Source organism: Variovorax sp. SRS16, from assembly GCF_901827165.1.
Taxonomy (GTDB): domain Bacteria; phylum Pseudomonadota; class Gammaproteobacteria; order Burkholderiales; family Burkholderiaceae_C; genus Variovorax.
The window spans coordinates 1332859-1350173 of the sequence record NZ_LR594666.1; the positions used below are offsets into that span (position 1 = coordinate 1332859).

At 65.4% G+C, this 17315-nt stretch carries 14 protein-coding genes; 5 read left to right on the top strand and 9 right to left on the bottom strand.

Going from position 1 to position 17315, the window contains the following annotated elements; all coding sequences use genetic code 11:
* Positions 1-32 precede the first annotated feature (32 nt).
* Both E5P2_RS06465 and E5P2_RS06470 read right to left on the bottom strand, forming a co-directional pair.
* Positions 33-1028 (bottom strand): PDR/VanB family oxidoreductase, encoded by a 996-nt coding sequence (locus E5P2_RS06465; RefSeq protein ID WP_162566317.1) that lies wholly within the window; start codon positions 1026-1028, stop codon positions 33-35.
* A 12-nt stretch (positions 1029-1040) separates the two neighbouring features.
* Positions 1041-2195: an aromatic ring-hydroxylating oxygenase subunit alpha gene (locus E5P2_RS06470; RefSeq protein WP_162566318.1), complete on the bottom strand. Its 1155-nt coding sequence runs from the start codon at positions 2193-2195 to the stop codon at positions 1041-1043.
* A gap of 193 nt (positions 2196-2388) precedes the next feature.
* On the opposite strand from E5P2_RS06470, the gene E5P2_RS06475 reads away from it, so the two are divergent.
* Complete coding sequence (locus tag E5P2_RS06475) at positions 2389-3150, top strand: TetR/AcrR family transcriptional regulator (protein WP_162566319.1); 762 nt, start codon at positions 2389-2391, stop codon at positions 3148-3150.
* A 5-nt stretch (positions 3151-3155) separates the two neighbouring features.
* Here E5P2_RS06475 and E5P2_RS06480 read toward each other — a convergent pair whose 3' ends face one another.
* From E5P2_RS06480 to gabT, 7 genes are all read right to left on the bottom strand, one after another.
* Positions 3156-3878 carry a class II aldolase/adducin family protein gene (locus E5P2_RS06480; protein ID WP_162566320.1) on the bottom strand — a complete coding sequence of 241 codons (723 nt, stop codon included), beginning with the start codon at positions 3876-3878 and terminating at the stop codon, positions 3156-3158.
* Positions 3875-5536 (bottom strand): dipeptide ABC transporter ATP-binding protein, encoded by a 1662-nt coding sequence (locus tag E5P2_RS06485; RefSeq protein ID WP_162566321.1) that lies wholly within the window; start codon positions 5534-5536, stop codon positions 3875-3877. The genes E5P2_RS06480 and E5P2_RS06485 overlap by 4 nt, the downstream gene beginning before the upstream one ends.
* The gene (locus E5P2_RS06490) at positions 5533-6363 is read right to left on the bottom strand and encodes an ABC transporter permease (protein ID WP_162566322.1); all 831 of its coding nucleotides are present in this window, start codon (positions 6361-6363) and stop codon (positions 5533-5535) included. The genes E5P2_RS06485 and E5P2_RS06490 overlap by 4 nt, the downstream gene beginning before the upstream one ends.
* A 5-nt stretch (positions 6364-6368) precedes the next feature.
* Entirely contained in the window at positions 6369-7358 is a 990-nt protein-coding gene (locus tag E5P2_RS06495) for an ABC transporter permease (RefSeq protein WP_162566323.1), read from the bottom strand.
* A 42-nt stretch (positions 7359-7400) separates the two neighbouring features.
* Positions 7401-8990: an ABC transporter substrate-binding protein gene (locus E5P2_RS06500; RefSeq protein ID WP_162566324.1), complete on the bottom strand. Its 1590-nt coding sequence runs from the start codon at positions 8988-8990 to the stop codon at positions 7401-7403.
* A gap of 52 nt (positions 8991-9042) precedes the next feature.
* Positions 9043-10221, bottom strand: a complete 1179-nt coding sequence (locus E5P2_RS06505; RefSeq protein ID WP_162566325.1) for an alpha/beta hydrolase family protein — start codon at positions 10219-10221, stop codon at positions 9043-9045.
* A gap of 192 nt (positions 10222-10413) precedes the next feature.
* Positions 10414-11709, bottom strand: coding sequence for a 4-aminobutyrate--2-oxoglutarate transaminase (gabT, locus tag E5P2_RS06510; RefSeq protein ID WP_162566326.1), 1296 nt, complete (start codon positions 11707-11709; stop codon positions 10414-10416).
* Positions 11710-11800: 91 nt separating this feature from the next.
* Here gabT and pdxR point away from each other — a divergent pair, with 91 nt between their 5' ends.
* The 4 genes from pdxR to E5P2_RS06530 all read left to right on the top strand — a co-directional run bounded on the left by pdxR (position 11801) and on the right by E5P2_RS06530 (position 16794).
* On the top strand, positions 11801-13291 hold the full coding sequence (gene pdxR, locus E5P2_RS06515; RefSeq protein ID WP_162566327.1) for a MocR-like pyridoxine biosynthesis transcription factor PdxR: 1491 nt from the start codon (positions 11801-11803) through the stop codon (positions 13289-13291).
* 546 nt (positions 13292-13837) lie between these two features.
* On the top strand, positions 13838-14524 hold the full coding sequence (locus tag E5P2_RS06520) for a response regulator (RefSeq protein ID WP_162566328.1): 687 nt from the start codon (positions 13838-13840) through the stop codon (positions 14522-14524).
* Positions 14525-14824: 300 nt separating this feature from the next.
* Entirely contained in the window at positions 14825-15253 is a 429-nt protein-coding gene (locus tag E5P2_RS06525; RefSeq protein ID WP_332107537.1) for a tripartite tricarboxylate transporter TctB family protein, read from the top strand.
* Positions 15253-16794: a tripartite tricarboxylate transporter permease gene (locus E5P2_RS06530; protein WP_162566330.1), complete on the top strand. Its 1542-nt coding sequence runs from the start codon at positions 15253-15255 to the stop codon at positions 16792-16794. The genes E5P2_RS06525 and E5P2_RS06530 overlap by 1 nt, the downstream gene beginning before the upstream one ends.
* The last annotated feature ends 521 nt before the right edge of the window (positions 16795-17315 follow it).

Here is a 17315-nt window from a genome sequence, read left to right on the forward strand (position 1 = left end):
CCTTGAAATGATCGAGCGGGGCGATGCGCCGCCTAGAGGTCGACGACGATGCGAGGGCTGCGCGCTCGCGAAACGCACAGCGCCATGCAGCCGTTCTTCGCGCGCACGGCGTCGCTCAGGAAGCGGTCGCGGTGGTCGGGGATGCCCTCGATCACGTCGACGACGCACATCCCGCACTCGCCTTCGCGGCAGGAAAAGGGCGCATCGACGCCGGCCGCCAGGAGCACCGAGAGCGCGCTCTGGCCCGGCGGCACGACGAAGGGGCCTTCACCGCTGGCGATCGCGATCTCGAACGGCGCGTCGCCCTCGGCTGTGGCGGCACTGTCATCGCCGCCGAAGCTTTCCCAGTGGATGCGTTGCACAGGCAGGCGCGCCGCGGCCTGCGTGCGCACCAGCTCGATCAGCGGCGCCGGGCCGCAGACGTAGATGCCTTCGTTGTCGCCGGCCTCGGCCACGATGTCGGCCGTTCGGGCGCGCACGGCGTCGGCATCGAGGCCCGCATGCAAGCGAAGATGCCCTGCGAAGGGCGCCGTGTTCAGTTCGGCCAGGAAGGCCGCATGCCCGGTGTCGCGCACGAAGTAGTGCAGCACGAAGTCATGCCCGCGATGCAGCGCCGCCTGCGCCATGGCATAGAGGGGCGTGATGCCGATGCCGCCTGCGATCAGCAGGTGGCGCGATTCGCGCCAATCGGGCTCGAACCGGTTGATCGGCGCCGACACCCTCACGCGCGCGCCCACCGCGAGCGCGTGTGCGGCCGCGGAGCCGCCGCGCGAACCGGGCTCACGCTTGACCGCGATCACATAGCGCTCTGCGCGCTCGCCGGCATTGCACAGTGAATAGCAGCGCACGAGGCCCGCGCCGAAATCGACGCGCACATGGGCGCCGGCCTCGATGGGCGCCGCTTGCGGGTCGGCTGCGGCCAGCGTGAGTTCGGCCGTGTCTTCGGTGAGGCGGCGGATGCGCTCGACCACCGCCGTGCGCAGACGGTCCTGCGCGGCCGGTGGCGAATCCTGCAGTGCGAAAGCCATCGTGTTCTTCGATCAGGCCTCGGCAGGCCCGAAGATGCGATCGACATAGCTGCCGAGGAAATGATGGATCGGCTTCTCCATCACCGAGAGGCGGCCCGGCTCGTAGTTGGGCAGCGCCATCGCACGCTGCATCGATTCGATCATCGAGCGGTCTTCGTCGTAGATCGCATTCTGGTATTGGCGATACACGTCGATCTTCTGCTGCAGGTTCTCGTGCGCGAAGAACTCGGCGGGGAACATCATGTAGATCGCCACCTCGCAGCTGTCCGGTCCGGTGGGCCAGGCCGTGATGATCTTGACCATGTCGATGCGGCCGAAGAGCGTCATGTTGGGCGGGTAGAACGCCGTGCAGGCGAAGGAGTTCTCCTCGTGCGCCAGCCAGGGCGCCTTGCCGAACAGGCTCACGCCATCCGGTGTGGAAGGCGATGAGAGGTAGCGCATCGTGAGGCCGCCGCCGGGCTTGAGGACGAGGTTCTCGGGCGTCCACGAAAAGCGCTGCCCGAAGGTCTTCGCATGCAGCACGCCGACGTGGTAGTAGTCCATGAGGTTCTCATGGAAGAACTTCCAGTTGCACTTCAGCGTCATGCGCGCGATGTCGGCGAGCCGCACGTTCTCGGTGTGCAGCATCGCGAAGTCGCGCTCGAGGTCGGCCGTGGCTTCGGCGAAAGGCTTGGGCTGCTCGGCGAAATTGATGAAGATGTTGCCGCGCCACACATCGAGGTGGATGCCCGGCAGCCGGCATGTGCCGGGATCGAAGCCCTCGGTGTCCTTCATGTAGGCAGCGCCAACGAGCTGGCCGTCGAGGTCGTAGGTCCAGCCGTGGTAGGGGCACTTGAACGAGCGCGCATTGCCCTCGCCATCGGCCACTTCCACACCGCGGTGGCGGCACATGTTGTGGAAGGCGTGCAGGTCGCCGGCCTTGTTCCGCGCGATCAGCACCGGGCGGCCGAGGATGCGGCGGGCCTGGAAATCCCCGGGCTTGCCGAACTGCTCGACGCGGCCCATGAAGAGCCATTCCTTGAAGAAGTATTCCTCCATTTCGCGTGCGTAGATTTCGGGCGAGGTGTAGATGTCGCCCGACAGATGTCGCGACCGGGGAAGCTCGGTCTTGTTGATGGAGATGTCGCCGCGGGGAACGTAGCGCAGGGGCTGGGAGGGGATGGTCATCGGTGGGCTCCGGATCGTGGGGAGGACATGCGGGCGGCGCAACGCTCGCACGCAGGCAATCGATTCCGGGTTATTCTATACACTCGTATTATAAAAAGCCAGTGCCGATCGCGATGCGGTCGCACGCATGAAGACGCATCTCCGGATCCGATGGATTTCGGGTATCGTCCCTCGACACCCAGGCCTGAAAAGAATGAGCGACGTTGTCTCCGTCCCCGACCGAAAAAGCTTCTCGAAGAAGGCCCCCGATGTGCGGCGGCAGGAGCTCATCGATGCGACCTTCCGATGCCTGTGCGATCGCGGCGTTTTCGAAACTAGCGTGCGCACCATCGCGAGCGAGGCGGGGCTCTCGCTCGGCATGGTGCGGCATCACTTCAACAGCAAGGACGAGTTGCTCGCCGCCACCTATCGCAACATGTCCGAGCGCCTCAAGGAGCAGACCCAGGAATTGCTGGCGCGCACGCCGCCCGATTCCATGAGCCAGCTCGTGGCCTTCATCAACGCGGGCCTGCAACCGCCGCTGCTCGATCGCAACTATGTGCGCATCCGCTTTCTCTTCTTCGAACTCACGCACACCAACAAGGTGGTCAAGCGCGTGCATGAAGAGATCTATGCGCGCTTCGAGCAGCAACTGCTCGCGCTGGTGACGGCGGTCGCGCGCGACCACGGCAGCAAGGCCGATTGCCGCATGGTCACGCGCACCATCACCACTTACCTCAAGGGCATCTGGGCCGAGTGGACGCTCTCGAGCGACGACTTCGAGCCGCGCGAACTGCTCGCGCAGATGATGTCGTTCTGGCTCGGCATGCTCGCGCCCGATGTGGTGCCGGCGCAGATGCCGATCGACCGGCCGGCCGGCGTCGACAAGCGCGTGACGGCCGGGTCGAAGCGCAAGCCGGCCGCGAAGAAAGCCGCCGCGCCGAGCCGCCGCACGCGCACCGCCAGTCCGGCCTGACACCTTCAGACGACGAGCCGGCGCGCCGACGCCCAGAAGAGCTGGCTGTGCCAGTCGCTCTGGTCGGGGTCGAACTGGGCGGCCGTGCGCGCCATCACCTCGGCCGAAGGCATGCGCAGCGGCCCGGTGCCGGCCTGTGCCTTGGTCTGCACCTGGCAGGCGCGTTCGAGAAAATAAATGTTGGCGAAGGCCGCGGCCACCGATCGCCCGATGGCGAGCAAACCGTGGTTGCGCAGGATCATCGCCTCGTTGCGGCCGAGGTCGCGGATCAGGCGTTCCCGCTCGTCGAGGTCGACCGCGATACCTTCGTAGTCGTGGTAGCTCAGCCGACCATGGAACCTGAGCGCATGCTGCGAGATCGGCAGCAGCCCGGCCTCCTGGCACGCCACCGCGATGCCGTCCGCCGTGTGCGTGTGCGCCACGCAGGCCACGTCCTCGCGCGCCATGTGCACAGCCGAGTGGATGACGAAGCCCGCGCGGTTGACGCGCTTGCGGCCCTCGCGCTCGCGGTCGACGATGTCGCCGTTGCGGTCGATCTTCACGAGCTGGTCGGGCCTGATCTCGTGAAAGAGGCAGCCGTATTCGTTGATGAGGAAATGCTCGGTGTGCGGCACGCGCGCGCTGATGTGCGTGTCGATCAGGTCGGTCATGCGGAAATGCGCGATCAGGCGGTAGAGCGTGGCGAGCTCCTCGCGCATCTCGTCCTCGGTATCGATCGGGAGGGTCATGCGCGGGCTCTCAGCGGCGATGCGTCGTCGCCGAGCGTGCCGAGAAAATCCGCACCCGCCACGGCCGCCACGAGCTGGCGCGTGTAGTCGTGCCGGGGCGTGCCCAGCACCTCGTCGGGCGTGCCGACCTCGACCACCTCGCCGCGGCGCATCACCACCACGCGGTCGGCGATCTCGCCCGCGACGCGCAGGTCGTGCGTGATGAACAGCAGCGTCAGATGGAATTCGCGCCGGAGTTCGGCCAGCAGCTGCAGGATCTGCGACTGGATCGACATGTCGAGCGCCGACACCGCCTCGTCGGCAATCAGGAGGCGCGGCTCGAGTGCGATCGCACGCGCGATCGAGATGCGCTGGCGCTGGCCGCCGGAGAACTCGTGCGGAAAGCGATCGGCCGCGCTGGCGCCGAGGCCCACGCGTTCGAGCAGTGCGCGCGCCCGTGCGCGCGCCGCAGCGGGCGCCTCGCCGTGCCGGATCGGACCGCGCGCGATCGCCTCGCCCGCGCGCATGCGCGGATTGAGGGAGGCGAATGGATCCTGGAAGATCATCTGGACATGGCGCCGGAATGACGTGAGCTCGCGGCCGGCCAGGCGCAGGATGTCGCGCCCTTCGAACTCGATCTGCCCGCTGTCGGGCTCGATGAGCCGCATGACCATGCGGCCCAGCGTGGACTTGCCTGAACCCGACTCGCCGACGATCGCCACTGTTTCGCCGGCGAAGATATCGAGGTCGATCGCGCGCGCGGCCGTCACCTCGCGCGCCGGCGCGAAAAGGCCGCCGCCGCTCGCGAAGCGCTTCGACAGCTGCCGGATGCGCAACAGCGTGTCCGTGCGCGTGCCGGCATCGCTGCGCGCGGCAGGCCGGCGGCCCGGCAGCGCATCGATCAGCGCGCGCGTGTAGGCATGCCGGGGCCGCAGCAGCACCTCGTCGCGCGTGCCCGCCTCCACGGCGCAGCCATGGCGCATCACGATCACCCGGTCGGCGATGTCGGCAACCACGCCGATGTCGTGCGTGATGAAGAGCACGCCCATGTGGCGTTCGGCCTGCAGCTGGCGGATCAGGTCGAGGATCTGCTTTTGCGTGGTGACGTCGAGCGCCGTCGTCGGCTCGTCGGCGAGCAGCACGCGCGGCTCGTTGATGAGTGCCATCGCGATCATGACGCGCTGGCGCTGTCCGCCCGAGAGTTCGAAAGGGTAGGCGCGGTAGGTGCGCCCGGGGTCGGGTAGCCCGACGGCGGCGAGCATCGTGATCACGCGCTGGCGCAGCGCGGCCTCGTCGTGCGCCTGGCCATGCAGCACCAGCGCTTCCCGCACCTGAGCGCCGACGCGCTGCAGCGGGTTGAGCGCGCTCATCGGCTCCTGGAACACCATGCCGATGCGGCTGCCGCGAAACGGGCGCATTTCGGCCTCGGACAGGTGCGCGAGATTCGTGCCGTCGCAAACGATCTCGCTCGCCGGGTCGATGCTCACGCGCGGCGGCAGCAGGCCCAGGATGGCATGCGCCGTCATCGACTTGCCGGAGCCCGATTCACCGACGAGGCAGACGATCTCGTTGTCGCGCAGCTCGAAGTCGAGGCCGTCGACGGCCAGCGCGCGGTCGCCGGAACGGGGCAGCGCGATGCGCAGCTTGCGCACCTGCAAAAGGGGGGCGGCAGTGCTCATTGGCGGCTCACGCGGGGATTGAGGACATCATTGAGGGCTTCGCCGACCAGATTGATCGCCAGCACGGTCAGCAGGATGGCCATGCCGGGGAAGAAGCTCATCCACCAGGCCTGCCGGATCATGGTGCGCGCCGTACCCACCATGTAGCCCCAGCTGATCAGGTTGGGGTCGCCCAGGCCCATGAAGCTCAGCGCGCTCTCGATCAGGATCGCGGTTGCGATGGAGAGGGAGCCGGTGACGATGATGGGCGACAGCGCATTGGGCAGGATATGGCGCCAGACGATCGAGACCGGCCCCTCGCCCGCGCAGCGGGCGGCCTGCACGTACTCGCGCTCCTTGATCGAGAGGAACTCCCCGCGCGTGAGCCGCGCCACCTGCGGCCAGCTCACGATCGCGATCGCGACGGTGATGGTCGTGACCGAAGGCGTGAGGATGGCGACGAAGAGGATCGCGAGCACGAAGGCCGGCACTGCCTGGAAGAGTTCCGTGAAGCCCATGAGCGCGCTGGAGACGCGGCCGCCGGCGTAGCCCGCGATCGCACCCACCAGGACGCCGATGACGAGCGCCACGAAGGTCGAGGCGACACCGATCATCAGCGACACCTTCGCGCCGTGCACGATGCCCGCGGCCACGTCGCGACCGAGGCTGTCGCTGCCCATGAGCATGCCTTCGGCGCCCGGCGGCGAGAAGGGCGTGGCCACCGTGTCCCACGGACTGCCCGGATAGAGCCAGGGCGCGAGCAGCGCGGCGCCGAGCACCGTGACCAGGATCACGAGCCCGATGACGCCGGAGGGCCGGCGGATGAATGCGGAAAGGAGGCGCTTCATGGTCCCTAGACGCTGCGGATGCGGGGATCGACCACGCGGTAGAGAAGGTCCGTCACGAGATTGAAGACGGAAACGACGATCGACATCACGAGGAAGATGCCCAGCAGCAGCTGGTAGTCGCGCTGCAGCACCGCCTCGTAGGTGAGGCGGCCCAGGCCCGGCCAGGCGAACACGGTTTCGATCACCACCGAGCCGCCGATCAGCGTGCCGGCCTGCACCCCCGCCATCGTGAGGACGGGCAGCATCGCGTTGCGCAGCATGTGCCGCCAGAGCACGCGATGCCGGCTCGCGCCCTTCGCGCGCGCGGTCTTCACGAAGTCCTGGTGGCTCACCTCGATGATCGAGGCGCGCATGAGCCGCGCGTAGATGGCGAGGTAGAGCAGGCCGAGCGTCGTCGCCGGCATCACGAGGTACTTCGCTCGATCGAGCCAGAGCGCCATGCCATGCAGGCTCGCGCCCACGGTCTGGTAGCCGAAGGCGGGCAGCCACTCGAGGCGTACCGAGAACAGCAGCACGAGGATGATCCCGAGCCAGAACACCGGTGTGGCATAGACCACCAGCGAGACGATGGTGATCAGCGTGTCGGAGAGCTTTCCGGCGCGCACGCCGGCCAGGCTGCCGAGCGCGATGCCGCCGATCAGCGAAAGGAGAAAGGCCGTGCCGGTCAACAGCAGCGTCGGCCCGAGGCGCTCCCCGATCACTTCGGTGACCGGACGCTGCTGGCGGTACGAATAGCCGAGATCGAGCGTGGCCACCTTGCCGAGGTAGCTCGCCAGCTGGGCCGCGATCGGCTTGTCCAGGCCGTACTCCGCGCGGATGCGCGCCATGTAGGCCTCGTCGGTCGAGCCCGACTGACCGGCGATCACCAGCGCGGGATCACCGGGCGCCGCATGCACGAGAAAGAAATTGAAGATGGCCACCGTGACGATGACGGCCGCCATCTTCGCGAAGCGGGCCAGAACCGGGCCCAGGATCGCTGCGGGAGATTGATTCATATCGTTCGAAGCGGATGCGGCACTGGCGCCGCACCCTGGCGATCATCCCTGGAAGTAGACGCCGTCGAAGCTGTCGTGGATGCCGATGCCCGTGGTGACGAGGTCCTGCAATCGCTTGTCGTAGATGGTGGGGAATTCCATTTCGACCAGCCACGCGATCGGCGAATCCTCCACCAGGATCTTCTGCATGCGGCTGTAGAGCGCCTGCCGCTTGCCCTCGTCGATCTCGGCGGCGGCCTGGTCTGCGAGCTTGTCGACCTCGGGGTTGGAGTAGCCGATGGTGTTCGAGAACAGCACCTTGCGGATGTTCGAGCTCACATAGTTGCGCGTGACACCGATCGCCGGGTCGCCGTACTGGAAGGGCCAGGTGAGATTGAGGTCGTAGTCCCAGTTCGCGATCTTCTGAGCCCAGCCCGCGGCGTCCGAGGTTTCCAGCGTCACGGCGATGCCCAGCTTGGAGAGCGCCTGGCGGATGTATTCGCAGGCGCGCGCGGGCATCTCGCCGTAGGGCGCGACCGGCAGCCGAAGGCGCGCGCGCACGCCCTTGTCGTCCGGCTTGAGGCCCATCTCGTCGAGCAGCTTGGTGGCCTTGGCGATCGAGAAATCGAAGCTCGGCACATTGCCGTCGTAGAAGCGCGTCTTGGAGCTGATCGGCCCCGTGGCCACCTTGCCGAAGCCGTAGAGGATCTTGTCGCGCACGAACTCGCGGTCGATCGCGTGCGAGATGGCGTGGCGAAAGCGCTTGTCGTTGAGCGGCGCGCCGCGCACGTTCATCTCGAGGTACATGATGGGCGCGAAGTATTCGTAGCCCTTGGTCGTCATCGTGAACTTGGGGTTCTTCGCGAGGCGCTGCGCATCGAAGAGTTCGAGGTCGGTCCATTGCGTGAGCTGCACCTGGCCTTCCTCGAGCGCCACCGCGCGCGAGGCGCCGTCGGGAATGATGCGGTAGATCACCGCATCGAGGTAAGGCTTGCCGGGCTTGAAGTACTCGTCGTTGCGAACCAGATGGATGTGCGAGCCGCGCACCCACTCCTTGAACTTGTAGGGGCCGCTGCCGATGGGCTTGAGATTGGCAGGATTCTTCTGCACGTCGGTGCCTGCGTAGATGTGCTTGGGCATCACCGGCAGGTTGGAGATGTCGAACGCGCCGATGAAGGCACCGAACGGTTCCTTGAGCTTGAAGACCACGGTGTAGGGATCCGGCGCTGTCACGGATTCGCAGCGCGCGAAGATGGCCTTGGCGCGCGGATGCGTCACGGGCAGGAATTCGGTCACGGTGTAGACCACGTCCTCGGCCGTGAGCGGCTTGCCGTCGTGCCACTTCACGTTGCGTTCGAGCGCGAAGGTGTAGGTCTTGCCGTCGGGCGATATGGTCCAGGCCTTGGCGAGGCTGGGCAGGGGCTTCAGCTTGAAGTCGTAAGTGAGCAGGCTCAGGAAAATCTTGCCCGCGACGGTCTGCGTGGGCGTCTGCTGGTTCACGCCGATGTTGAGCGTGGGAGGCTCGGGCTGCAGCACGGCGTTGAGCGTGCCGCCGCGCGTGGCCCCGTAGGCCCGCGTCAGTCCGAGCGGGATGTCGGCAAGGCCGAGCGCTCCGGCCGTCAGCAGAAGCTTGTTGAACTGTCTCTTTTTCATGGGGGGCACTCCGGAAGATGGGCGGATGGAAAGGGACGGGCGACGCCTGCGATCACGAGAGCAGGCCGCGTTCGGCGAGCCAGCGGCGCGTGAGCATCGCGGCCTCGAGCATCAGTTCGGGCTGGCCCGCGTAGTAGTGCGTGGCGCCGCGGATCACCTGAAACTGCTTGTCCCGGCTGCCGGCCGCGTCGAACAGCATGCGCGCGTGGGGCTGAGGCACGCAGTCGTCGGCTTCGTTCTCGATCACGAGCAGCGGCGCCGAGATCCGGGCGGCACAGGCGAGGCCGTCGACGCGGCTGTCGTCGATCGACCATTGCGAGAGCCACGAGCGCAGCGTGGAGAAGCGGGCCAGTCCCACGGGTCCCGAGTTAACAGTCTCGGGGTTGCCGAGATAGCACCAGCCCGGCCGCCTCGCATTGGGTTCGAGCGCGGCATCGAGGTAGCGCGGATCGGCCAGCGTGCGATGCGTGGTGAAGCCGCGTTCGAGTTCGCCCGAGCCGCGCCGGCGAAGCATGTCGAGCGTTTGCTTCACCTGCGCGGTGATGCGGCGCATGCGCGCGAGCTGGCGCCGGCGGTATTCGGCGACATAGTCCGGTGCGTAGGGCGGCTTGCTCGGGTTGGCCGGGTGGTAGAGGTCGAATTCGATGTCGCGGTCGTCGGGGTCGTTCTCGTTGCGCACGGACGGGTCGATCATGTCGCGCAGCATCACGGCGCGCGACAGGTGTGCTGCCTGGCAGACCACCGCATCGGCGGCAATCAGACCCGCGCCGACGAGGTCCACCGGATCACCGGCCGGCGTGTGCGTGATGTCGGGCCGCTCGGCCTGCGATTGATAGAACAGCGAGAGCGAGCCGCCGCCGCTCCAGCCCGCCAGCACGATCTTCTGGTAACCCAGCACCTCGCGCGCATGGCGGATGTGCGCGCCGAGGTCGATCGCGACTTTCTCCATGATGAGGGCGCTGTCGTTGCGCGGATAGCGGCTCGCGGCGCACAGGACATGCATGCCGAGCGCCGCGAGCTCGCGCGGCACGGGCAGGAGCTGCAAGGTCGAGGCAGGGTGCATGAAGACGATCAGCGTCTTCGAGGCCACGCCTTGTGGGCGCAGAAGAACGCCTTCCAGGTTGACCGCCCCCTGATTGCCCGCAAATCCATAGGTTTCGGCGAAAGCGACGGGCTCCTTGAAGTGGACATGAAGCCACTGGGTGGAGACCTCGAAGCGAGGCTCGGGCATTTTCTTCTCCTGGGGCGAGCGGGGCGGAAGGGGCGAGTGCGAGTAAACTCTATACACTCGTATAATCGAATGATGTCAGAAGGCCAACACCTTGGCAAGGACTTTTGCGGCACGCCAAAAAAGGCGGAGGCCGCCACCTTTCCTGTGGTGCGATGCACCGCCAGCGCCCATGTCTCGGGCGCTGGCGCGCGTTCACGCGGCCTGCATGGGGGCCTGCGCCGCTTGCGCGAGTGCGGCGTCAAGATGGCCGAGCGCTTCCTCGAATTGGGCGTCGTCGATCGTGAGCGGATACAGAAAGCGGATCACGTTGCCGTCCGTGCCGCAGGTCAGCAGCAGCAGACCGCGCGCGAGCGCGGCTTGCTGCACGCGCGCGGCCAACGCGGCCGAAGGCTGGCCCGTTGCGGGATCGGCAAACTCGGCGGCGATCATCGAGCCCAATCCCCGCACGTCCGTCAGCGCCGGGCATTGCGCGCGGCGCGATTCGAGGAATGCCGTCAGCCGCGCGCCCAGCACGTTCGATCGTTCGAGAAGATGCTCCTCGGCGATGATGTCGAGTACCGCGTGCGATGCCGCCACGGCCAGCGGATTGGCCGCGTAGGTGCCGCCGAGGCCGCCGGGCGCCGGTGCATCCATGATCGCGGCCTTGCCGGCCACCGCCGACAGCGGCATGCCGCCGGCAAGGCTCTTGGCCATGGCGATGAGGTCGGGCTGCACGGGGTAGTGCTCCATCGCGAACATCCGGCCTGTGCGGCCGAAGCCGGTCTGCACTTCGTCGGCGATCAGCAGGATCCCGTGGCGATCGCAGCATTCGCGCAGGCCGCTCAGCAACGCCGCGGGGGCGACGTTGAAGCCGCCTTCGCCCTGCACGGGCTCGATCACGATCGCGGCCACGCGCGCAGGGTCGACATCCGACTTGAACAACTGCTCGAGCGCCGCGAGGCTCGCTGCCACCGAAGGGCCCTGCGGACCGGCCGGGAACGGCACGTGATACACCTCGGCCGGAAACGGACCGAAGCCGCTCTTGTATGGAACGACCTTGCCGGTCAGCGCGAGACCCATCAGCGTGCGGCCGTGAAAGCCCGCGCTGAATGCGATCACGGCCGAGCGGCCGGTGTGGGCACGCGCGATCTTCACGGCGTTCTCCACCGCTTCGGCACCCGTGGTGAAGAGCGCCGACTTGACCAGGCCGTCGATCGGCACGAGGGCGTTGAGTCTTTCCATGAGCGACACCGCACTCTCGTAGGGCACGATCTGGTAGGCCGTGTGCGTGAAGCGGTGCAGCTGTCGCTCGATCGCGGCGATCACCTTCGGATGCCGGTGGCCGGTGTTGAGCACGGCGATGCCGCCGGCGAAGTCGATGAAGCGGCGGCCCTCGACATCCCACAGCGTGGCGTTCTCGGCACGCTCGGCAAAGAAATCGCACATCACGCCGACGCCGCGCGAGGCCGCTGCGAGGCGGCGTTGATGAATCTGCTGATTGCTGGACATGGGGAAGGGCTCCGGGGTGTTCGATGGCGACGATTGGACGTGCGATCGACGCATGGGGCCAGCGCCAATCACGTTCGATGGACGGTGCCAATTGCGATCGCTCGTCGGTGATCTCCTGCTGGCGCGGCTTGCGCAGTCGAGCACGGCCCCGGCGCGTGGCGCGCTCAACCGGCGCCTGTGCGAATGCATTCGCGGCGCCATCCACGATGGCAGTCTCGAAGCCGGGTCACGACTGCCGGCCTCCCGCGAACTCGCGCGTGAACTCGGCTTCTCGCGCAATACGGCCACCTTCGTCTACGAGCAGCTGGTTGCCGAGGGCTATCTGCGCGCCGTCGTGGGCAGCGGCACCTACGTGCGGGAACGCATGCCCGATGCGGCGCCGCTCGCGCCCGCGCCCCGGGTCTCCGGCGTGCCGCCGCGACGCTCTGCGCTCTCGCAGCGCGGGTTCGCCGCCATCGATCAGGCCCAGGCGTCGACAAGGCAGTGGGGCGCGTTCATGCCGGGCCTGCCGGACGTCACACGCTTTCCACAGCGCCAGTTCGCGGGCATTGCCTCGCGGTTGGCGAGGACGATGTCGCCGTCGCTCATGACCTATTCCACGGGAGGCGGCCATGCCGCGCTGCGCGAGAGCATCGCGCAGTACCTGCGGCAGGCGCGCTCGGTGGTGTGCGAGCCGCAGCAGATCATCGTGACGGAAGGGGTTCAGCAGGCGCTCGATCTCGTCGTGCGCCTGCTCGGCGATGCGGGCGACGCGGCCTGGGTCGAGGAGCCGGGATACTGGGGAATCCGCAGCGTGCTGGCGATCAACGGCATCCACATGCTGCCAGTGCGGGTCGATGTCGAGGGAATGCAATTGCCGCGTGCGGAAGGCCGCGAGAATGCGCGCTTCGCGTTCGTCACGCCGTCGCATCAATACCCGCTCGGGCCGATCATGAGTATGGCGCGGCGCTTTGATCTGATCGATCACGCCATGCGTCAGGGCATGTGGATCGTCGAGGACGACTACGACAGCGAGTTCCGTTTTACCGGCCGACCCGTGCCGTCGCTTCAGGGACTCGCGCCCGACGGGCCGGTGATCTACGTGGGCACGTTCAGCAAGACACTCTATCCGGGCCTGCGCATCGCCTATGCGGTGGTTCCGTCCGATCTCGGTGAGCGCTTTCACGTGGCGCATTCGGAGTTCTATCGTGGCGGCCACCTGCTCACGCAGGCCGCGCTCGCCGAATTCATGTCGCAGGGCGCTTACGCCGCCCATATTCGCCGCATGCGGCAGATCTATGCTGGGCGGCGTTCGATGCTAGTGAGCCTGGTCGAGCGCTGGCTCGGCCGCGAATGGATCCATCCGCTCGACACCGAGGCGGGGCTGCACGTGGTGCTCACGCTGCCCGACGCGGTGGACGATCTCGCGATCGAGCGTGAGTTGCTCGCAGGCGGCGTGATCGCACGTGCTCTTTCGCGCTACTTCGTGCAAGCGCCGCGCGAGCGCGGCCTGGTGCTCGGCTTCGCGAGCGTGCCGGAAGGCGAGATGCTGCAGCCGTTCGAGCGGCTCGTGCGGGTGCTGCGCGCAAGAATGAGAAAGTAACTTGTCCGCCGGCACTGCGCGACCCGCTTTCGCGGAGTTCGTGCGGTACCCGCGGGCGCTTTGCATTCACCTCATCGATCATTTGACAGGCGCACGGTTCACTCAGTCGAGAGCCGCTCAACTCCAGTTGAGAAACGACCGGATATGGGGGAGACATCACTGGCTTCCTGCCAAATCGACGCCGACGGAGTCCTGGCACCCAACAGTCCATCCGCCATCCGCGAGACAGTTGTAGATCGGTGCGCACTCGGGACTCCAGCTAGCGATCTAAGCGCTCGGCTACATTCATCGATCTTCCCGTATGAAATCGAGAAGACCGTATGGCGTCAATCGTCGGCGAAGTCAGACGAGAACTGGATTCATCGCCAACATTGAACATCGGTCATGACGCAGAAGAATCGCTCCTGCGCTCAAGATAAGTTATCGCGGCGAAATTGGCATGCCTTGATATTGAGATGACGTGATCTTCTCGGGCTGAACCACCTGCGCAGGGAACGAGCAGCTTGTGCAATCGCCCGGACCGGCAATGAATAGAAGGAGTCTTGAATGCGTCTATTGCTTGTGGAAGACGAGGCCGAGATGGCCTTGTGGCTGGTGCGCGCCTTCAAGCAACGCGGCTTCGTGCCCGATCACGCGCCGGATGCAAGAACTGCCGAATCATTGCTGGCCAGCAACGACTATGACGTCGTCGTTCTCGATCTTCAACTGCCCGACAAACACGGTTTGACGTTGCTGGCGGACGTTCGAAAGGCAGGCAATCGGACACCCGTTCTCGTGCTGACGGCACACGGCTCGGTCAAGGATCGGGTGAAAGGCCTGAACGCAGGAGCCGACGACTTCCTGGCCAAACCCTTCGCGGTCGAAGAACTCGAAGCTCGCCTCGCCGCACTGGTCCGGCGCAGCCGGGGGAGGTGGAACGCGGCGCTGCAGTGCGGCTCGTTGTCATGTGCCCCCGACAGCCGAGCCTTCACGCTGGCCGGTCAATTGCTTCAGCTGACGCGCCGCGAAAGCGCGGCACTCTCCGTCCTGCTGGTACGCAGCAATTCGCCCGTCGAGAAATCGCATCTCTCGGGGAAAGTCTTCCCGGTCTCTAGCAATGTCGGCCCCGATGCCATTGAGCAGGTCGTGCACCGACTGCGCCACAAGTTGGCCGGCGGCGACGTTCGCATTGCCACTGTGCGCGGACTCGGCTACATGCTGGAAAGCTTCACGTATCCGCGTTCCGAAGACTGATCGCCGTCGACCCGGACTTCGCGTCCGCGTACGCATTTGCTGTTAGTAAAAACACGTATCCGGTTGTTGGTGATAACGCGTATTTGACTGTTAGTGATAACACGTATTTGGAAGACAGTCGAAAAAATGGCAGGTTTTTGGAAGCATTGATCCTTACCATCCCGTCGAATCCGAACGCCTGAATCACTGCATCGATGCGTGAATCGAAGGTGCGGAAAACAACAAGATGGAGACACGGATGAACCCTGGCCAACCCACAACATGTACAGCCTTCCGGCGGAACTGCGGAGTCGTTGTCGCATGAAGCTCAGCAATCGCAATTTCGTCAGAGGCTTGTTCCTCATGGCGATCGCACTCCTGTTCGGCCTGATTGCAAGGACTTACTCGATCGGCGATTTGAGTCGGTCCGGCCCCGGTCTGTTTCCATTGATGGTGAGCTCATTCCTGTTCGTGATCGGGCTGCTCCAGGTGATCCGCTCGCACTTCGTCGAACCCGTGCCGCTCGACTACAACGTCAAGAACATCGTTCTCATCCTGCTGAGTCTTGTCGGATTCGCGGTCATTTCCGAGCACCTCAACATGATTCTCGGAATCATCTTCCTCGTGTTCTGCTCGACTGTCGCCGGTACTTCGTATTCGGTGGTGCGCAACATCAAGACCTCGTTGGGGCTGATTGCAGTCGCCTTTGCGTTCAAGAACCTCCTCGGCCTCAACTTGCCCCTCTACTGATGGACATCCTGCATAACCTTGCGTTCGGTTTCGAGCACGCACTGACGCTTCAGAATCTTCTGTATTGCGCCCTCGGGTGCACGGTGGGCACGCTCGTCGGACTGCTGCCGGGCCTGGGACCCCTGTCGACCATCAGCCTGTTGCTTCCGCTGACCTATTCGATTCCCACGGGCGGCGCGCTCATCATGCTCGCCGGCATCTACTACGGTGCGCAATACGGGGACAGCGTGAGCGCCATCACGATGAAGATCCCGCATGCGAGCAGCATCGTGGCCTGCATCGACGGCTACCAGATGACGCTCAAGGGCAAGACGGGGTTGGCCTTGTTCACCGCGGGCATCTCCAGCTTCATCGGCGGCACGGTCGCGATCGTCGTGCTGTCGACGATGGCGCCGGCGCTCGGCGAAGTCGGCTTTCTGTTCGGACCGGCCGACTACTGTTCGCTGATGCTGCTCGGGTTCTTCTGCGTCAGCTTCGTGAGCAGTGGCAGCCTGCTGAACGGCCTGGCGATGGCAATGGTGGGTGTTCTTCTGGGCATGGTCGGCACCGACGTCAACAGCGGCGTCGCGCGCTACACCATGAACCTGCCTTTCCTGACGGACGGCATCGGCCTGATCAGCATTGCGCTGGGTTGCTTCGGTATTGCAGAGGTCGTGAAGAACCTCGACATGAAGAACGTGCTGACGCCCTTCAACGGGAAGATCAAGCTCATGCCGACATGGCCCGAGTTCAAGCGCATCATTCCGAGCGCCCTGCGCGGCAGCGTGATCGGCTCGATCCTCGGCATCCTGCCCGGCGGCGGCCCCACGATCGCGCAGTTCGCGGCCTATGCAGCCGACAAGCGCTTCAGCAAGCACAAGCACGAGATCGGCAGCGGCGCGATCGAAGGCGTGGCCGGTCAGGCGGCAGCCGACGAGGCCGCGGCACGCACCAGTTTCATCCCGCTCATGGCCATCGGCATTCCGGAGAACGCCGTCATGGCGCTGATGATGGCGGCCTTCATCGTCAAGGGCATCCAGCCCGGCCCGAACATGATCGCCACCCACCCCGATCTGTTCTGGGGTCTGGTGGCCAGCATGTGGGTCGGCAACTGTTTTCTCGTGCTGCTCAACGTGCCCCTGGTGCGCTACTGGCTGTCGGTGTTCAAGATCCCGTATGTCGTTCTGTTCCCGGCGATCATGTTCTTCTGCTGCATTGGTACCTTCAGCATCAACAACAGCCTGGATGACATCTACACCACGGCCGTCTTCGGCCTGATCGGCTACTTGTTCCTGAGGCTCGACATGGAAGCGGCACCGCTCATGCTGGGCTTCATTCTCGGGCCCATGCTGGAAGAGAACTTTCGCCGTGCCATGCTCCTGAGCCGCGGCAGTTTCAGCGCCTTCGTCAACCGGCCGATCAGCGCGACCCTGCTTTCCGTCATCGGTGCGGTGATCGTGTGGCAAGTCGTGGCGTTTGCGCGGGCCATGCGGAAGAAGAAGGGCGGTCCGGTTCCCACGTTGGCCGAAGGCATGTCGGCAACCTTGCCCGGCACGCTTTGACCTGTTCAGGACGGAGTTGATCGCCATTGCGATCGCACTGGGGTCCGGACCTGATCAGATGATGGCATCGCGCGGCTGATCAATCCCGGCGCGAGTGTGCTCGAGGGGGATGTGATCGTCTTGCCGAGACGACGCATCTCATCGACGTATCACACGCCAGATCGCGGCAACAGGGCCAATCCCAGATGCACTGCGCCTCACGGCATCTGCTTTGTGAAGTTGGTTGCCAAACGTGACGGTCGTAGCTGCCGGTGCCAATCGCCGGCGCCGGCAAGCAAGTCGCAGGCCGTCGACGCCAAGAGGTAGGACACCGCCTTCTCTTTGTTCCCAGTCAGCCGGCTGTAATTGTTCCATTCACAGACTTGTCTTCCGAACATTCAAGGGAAGAATCATGGCTGCGGGCCCGAAGTGCGACGCCGGTTCCGACTCCCGGGTAGATGGCAGCCAGCGTCTGTGCGCCGACGGATTTGGTAACGCACATCGACTGCCAGTTGATGATGATCCGGGCAAGACGCTGGAGG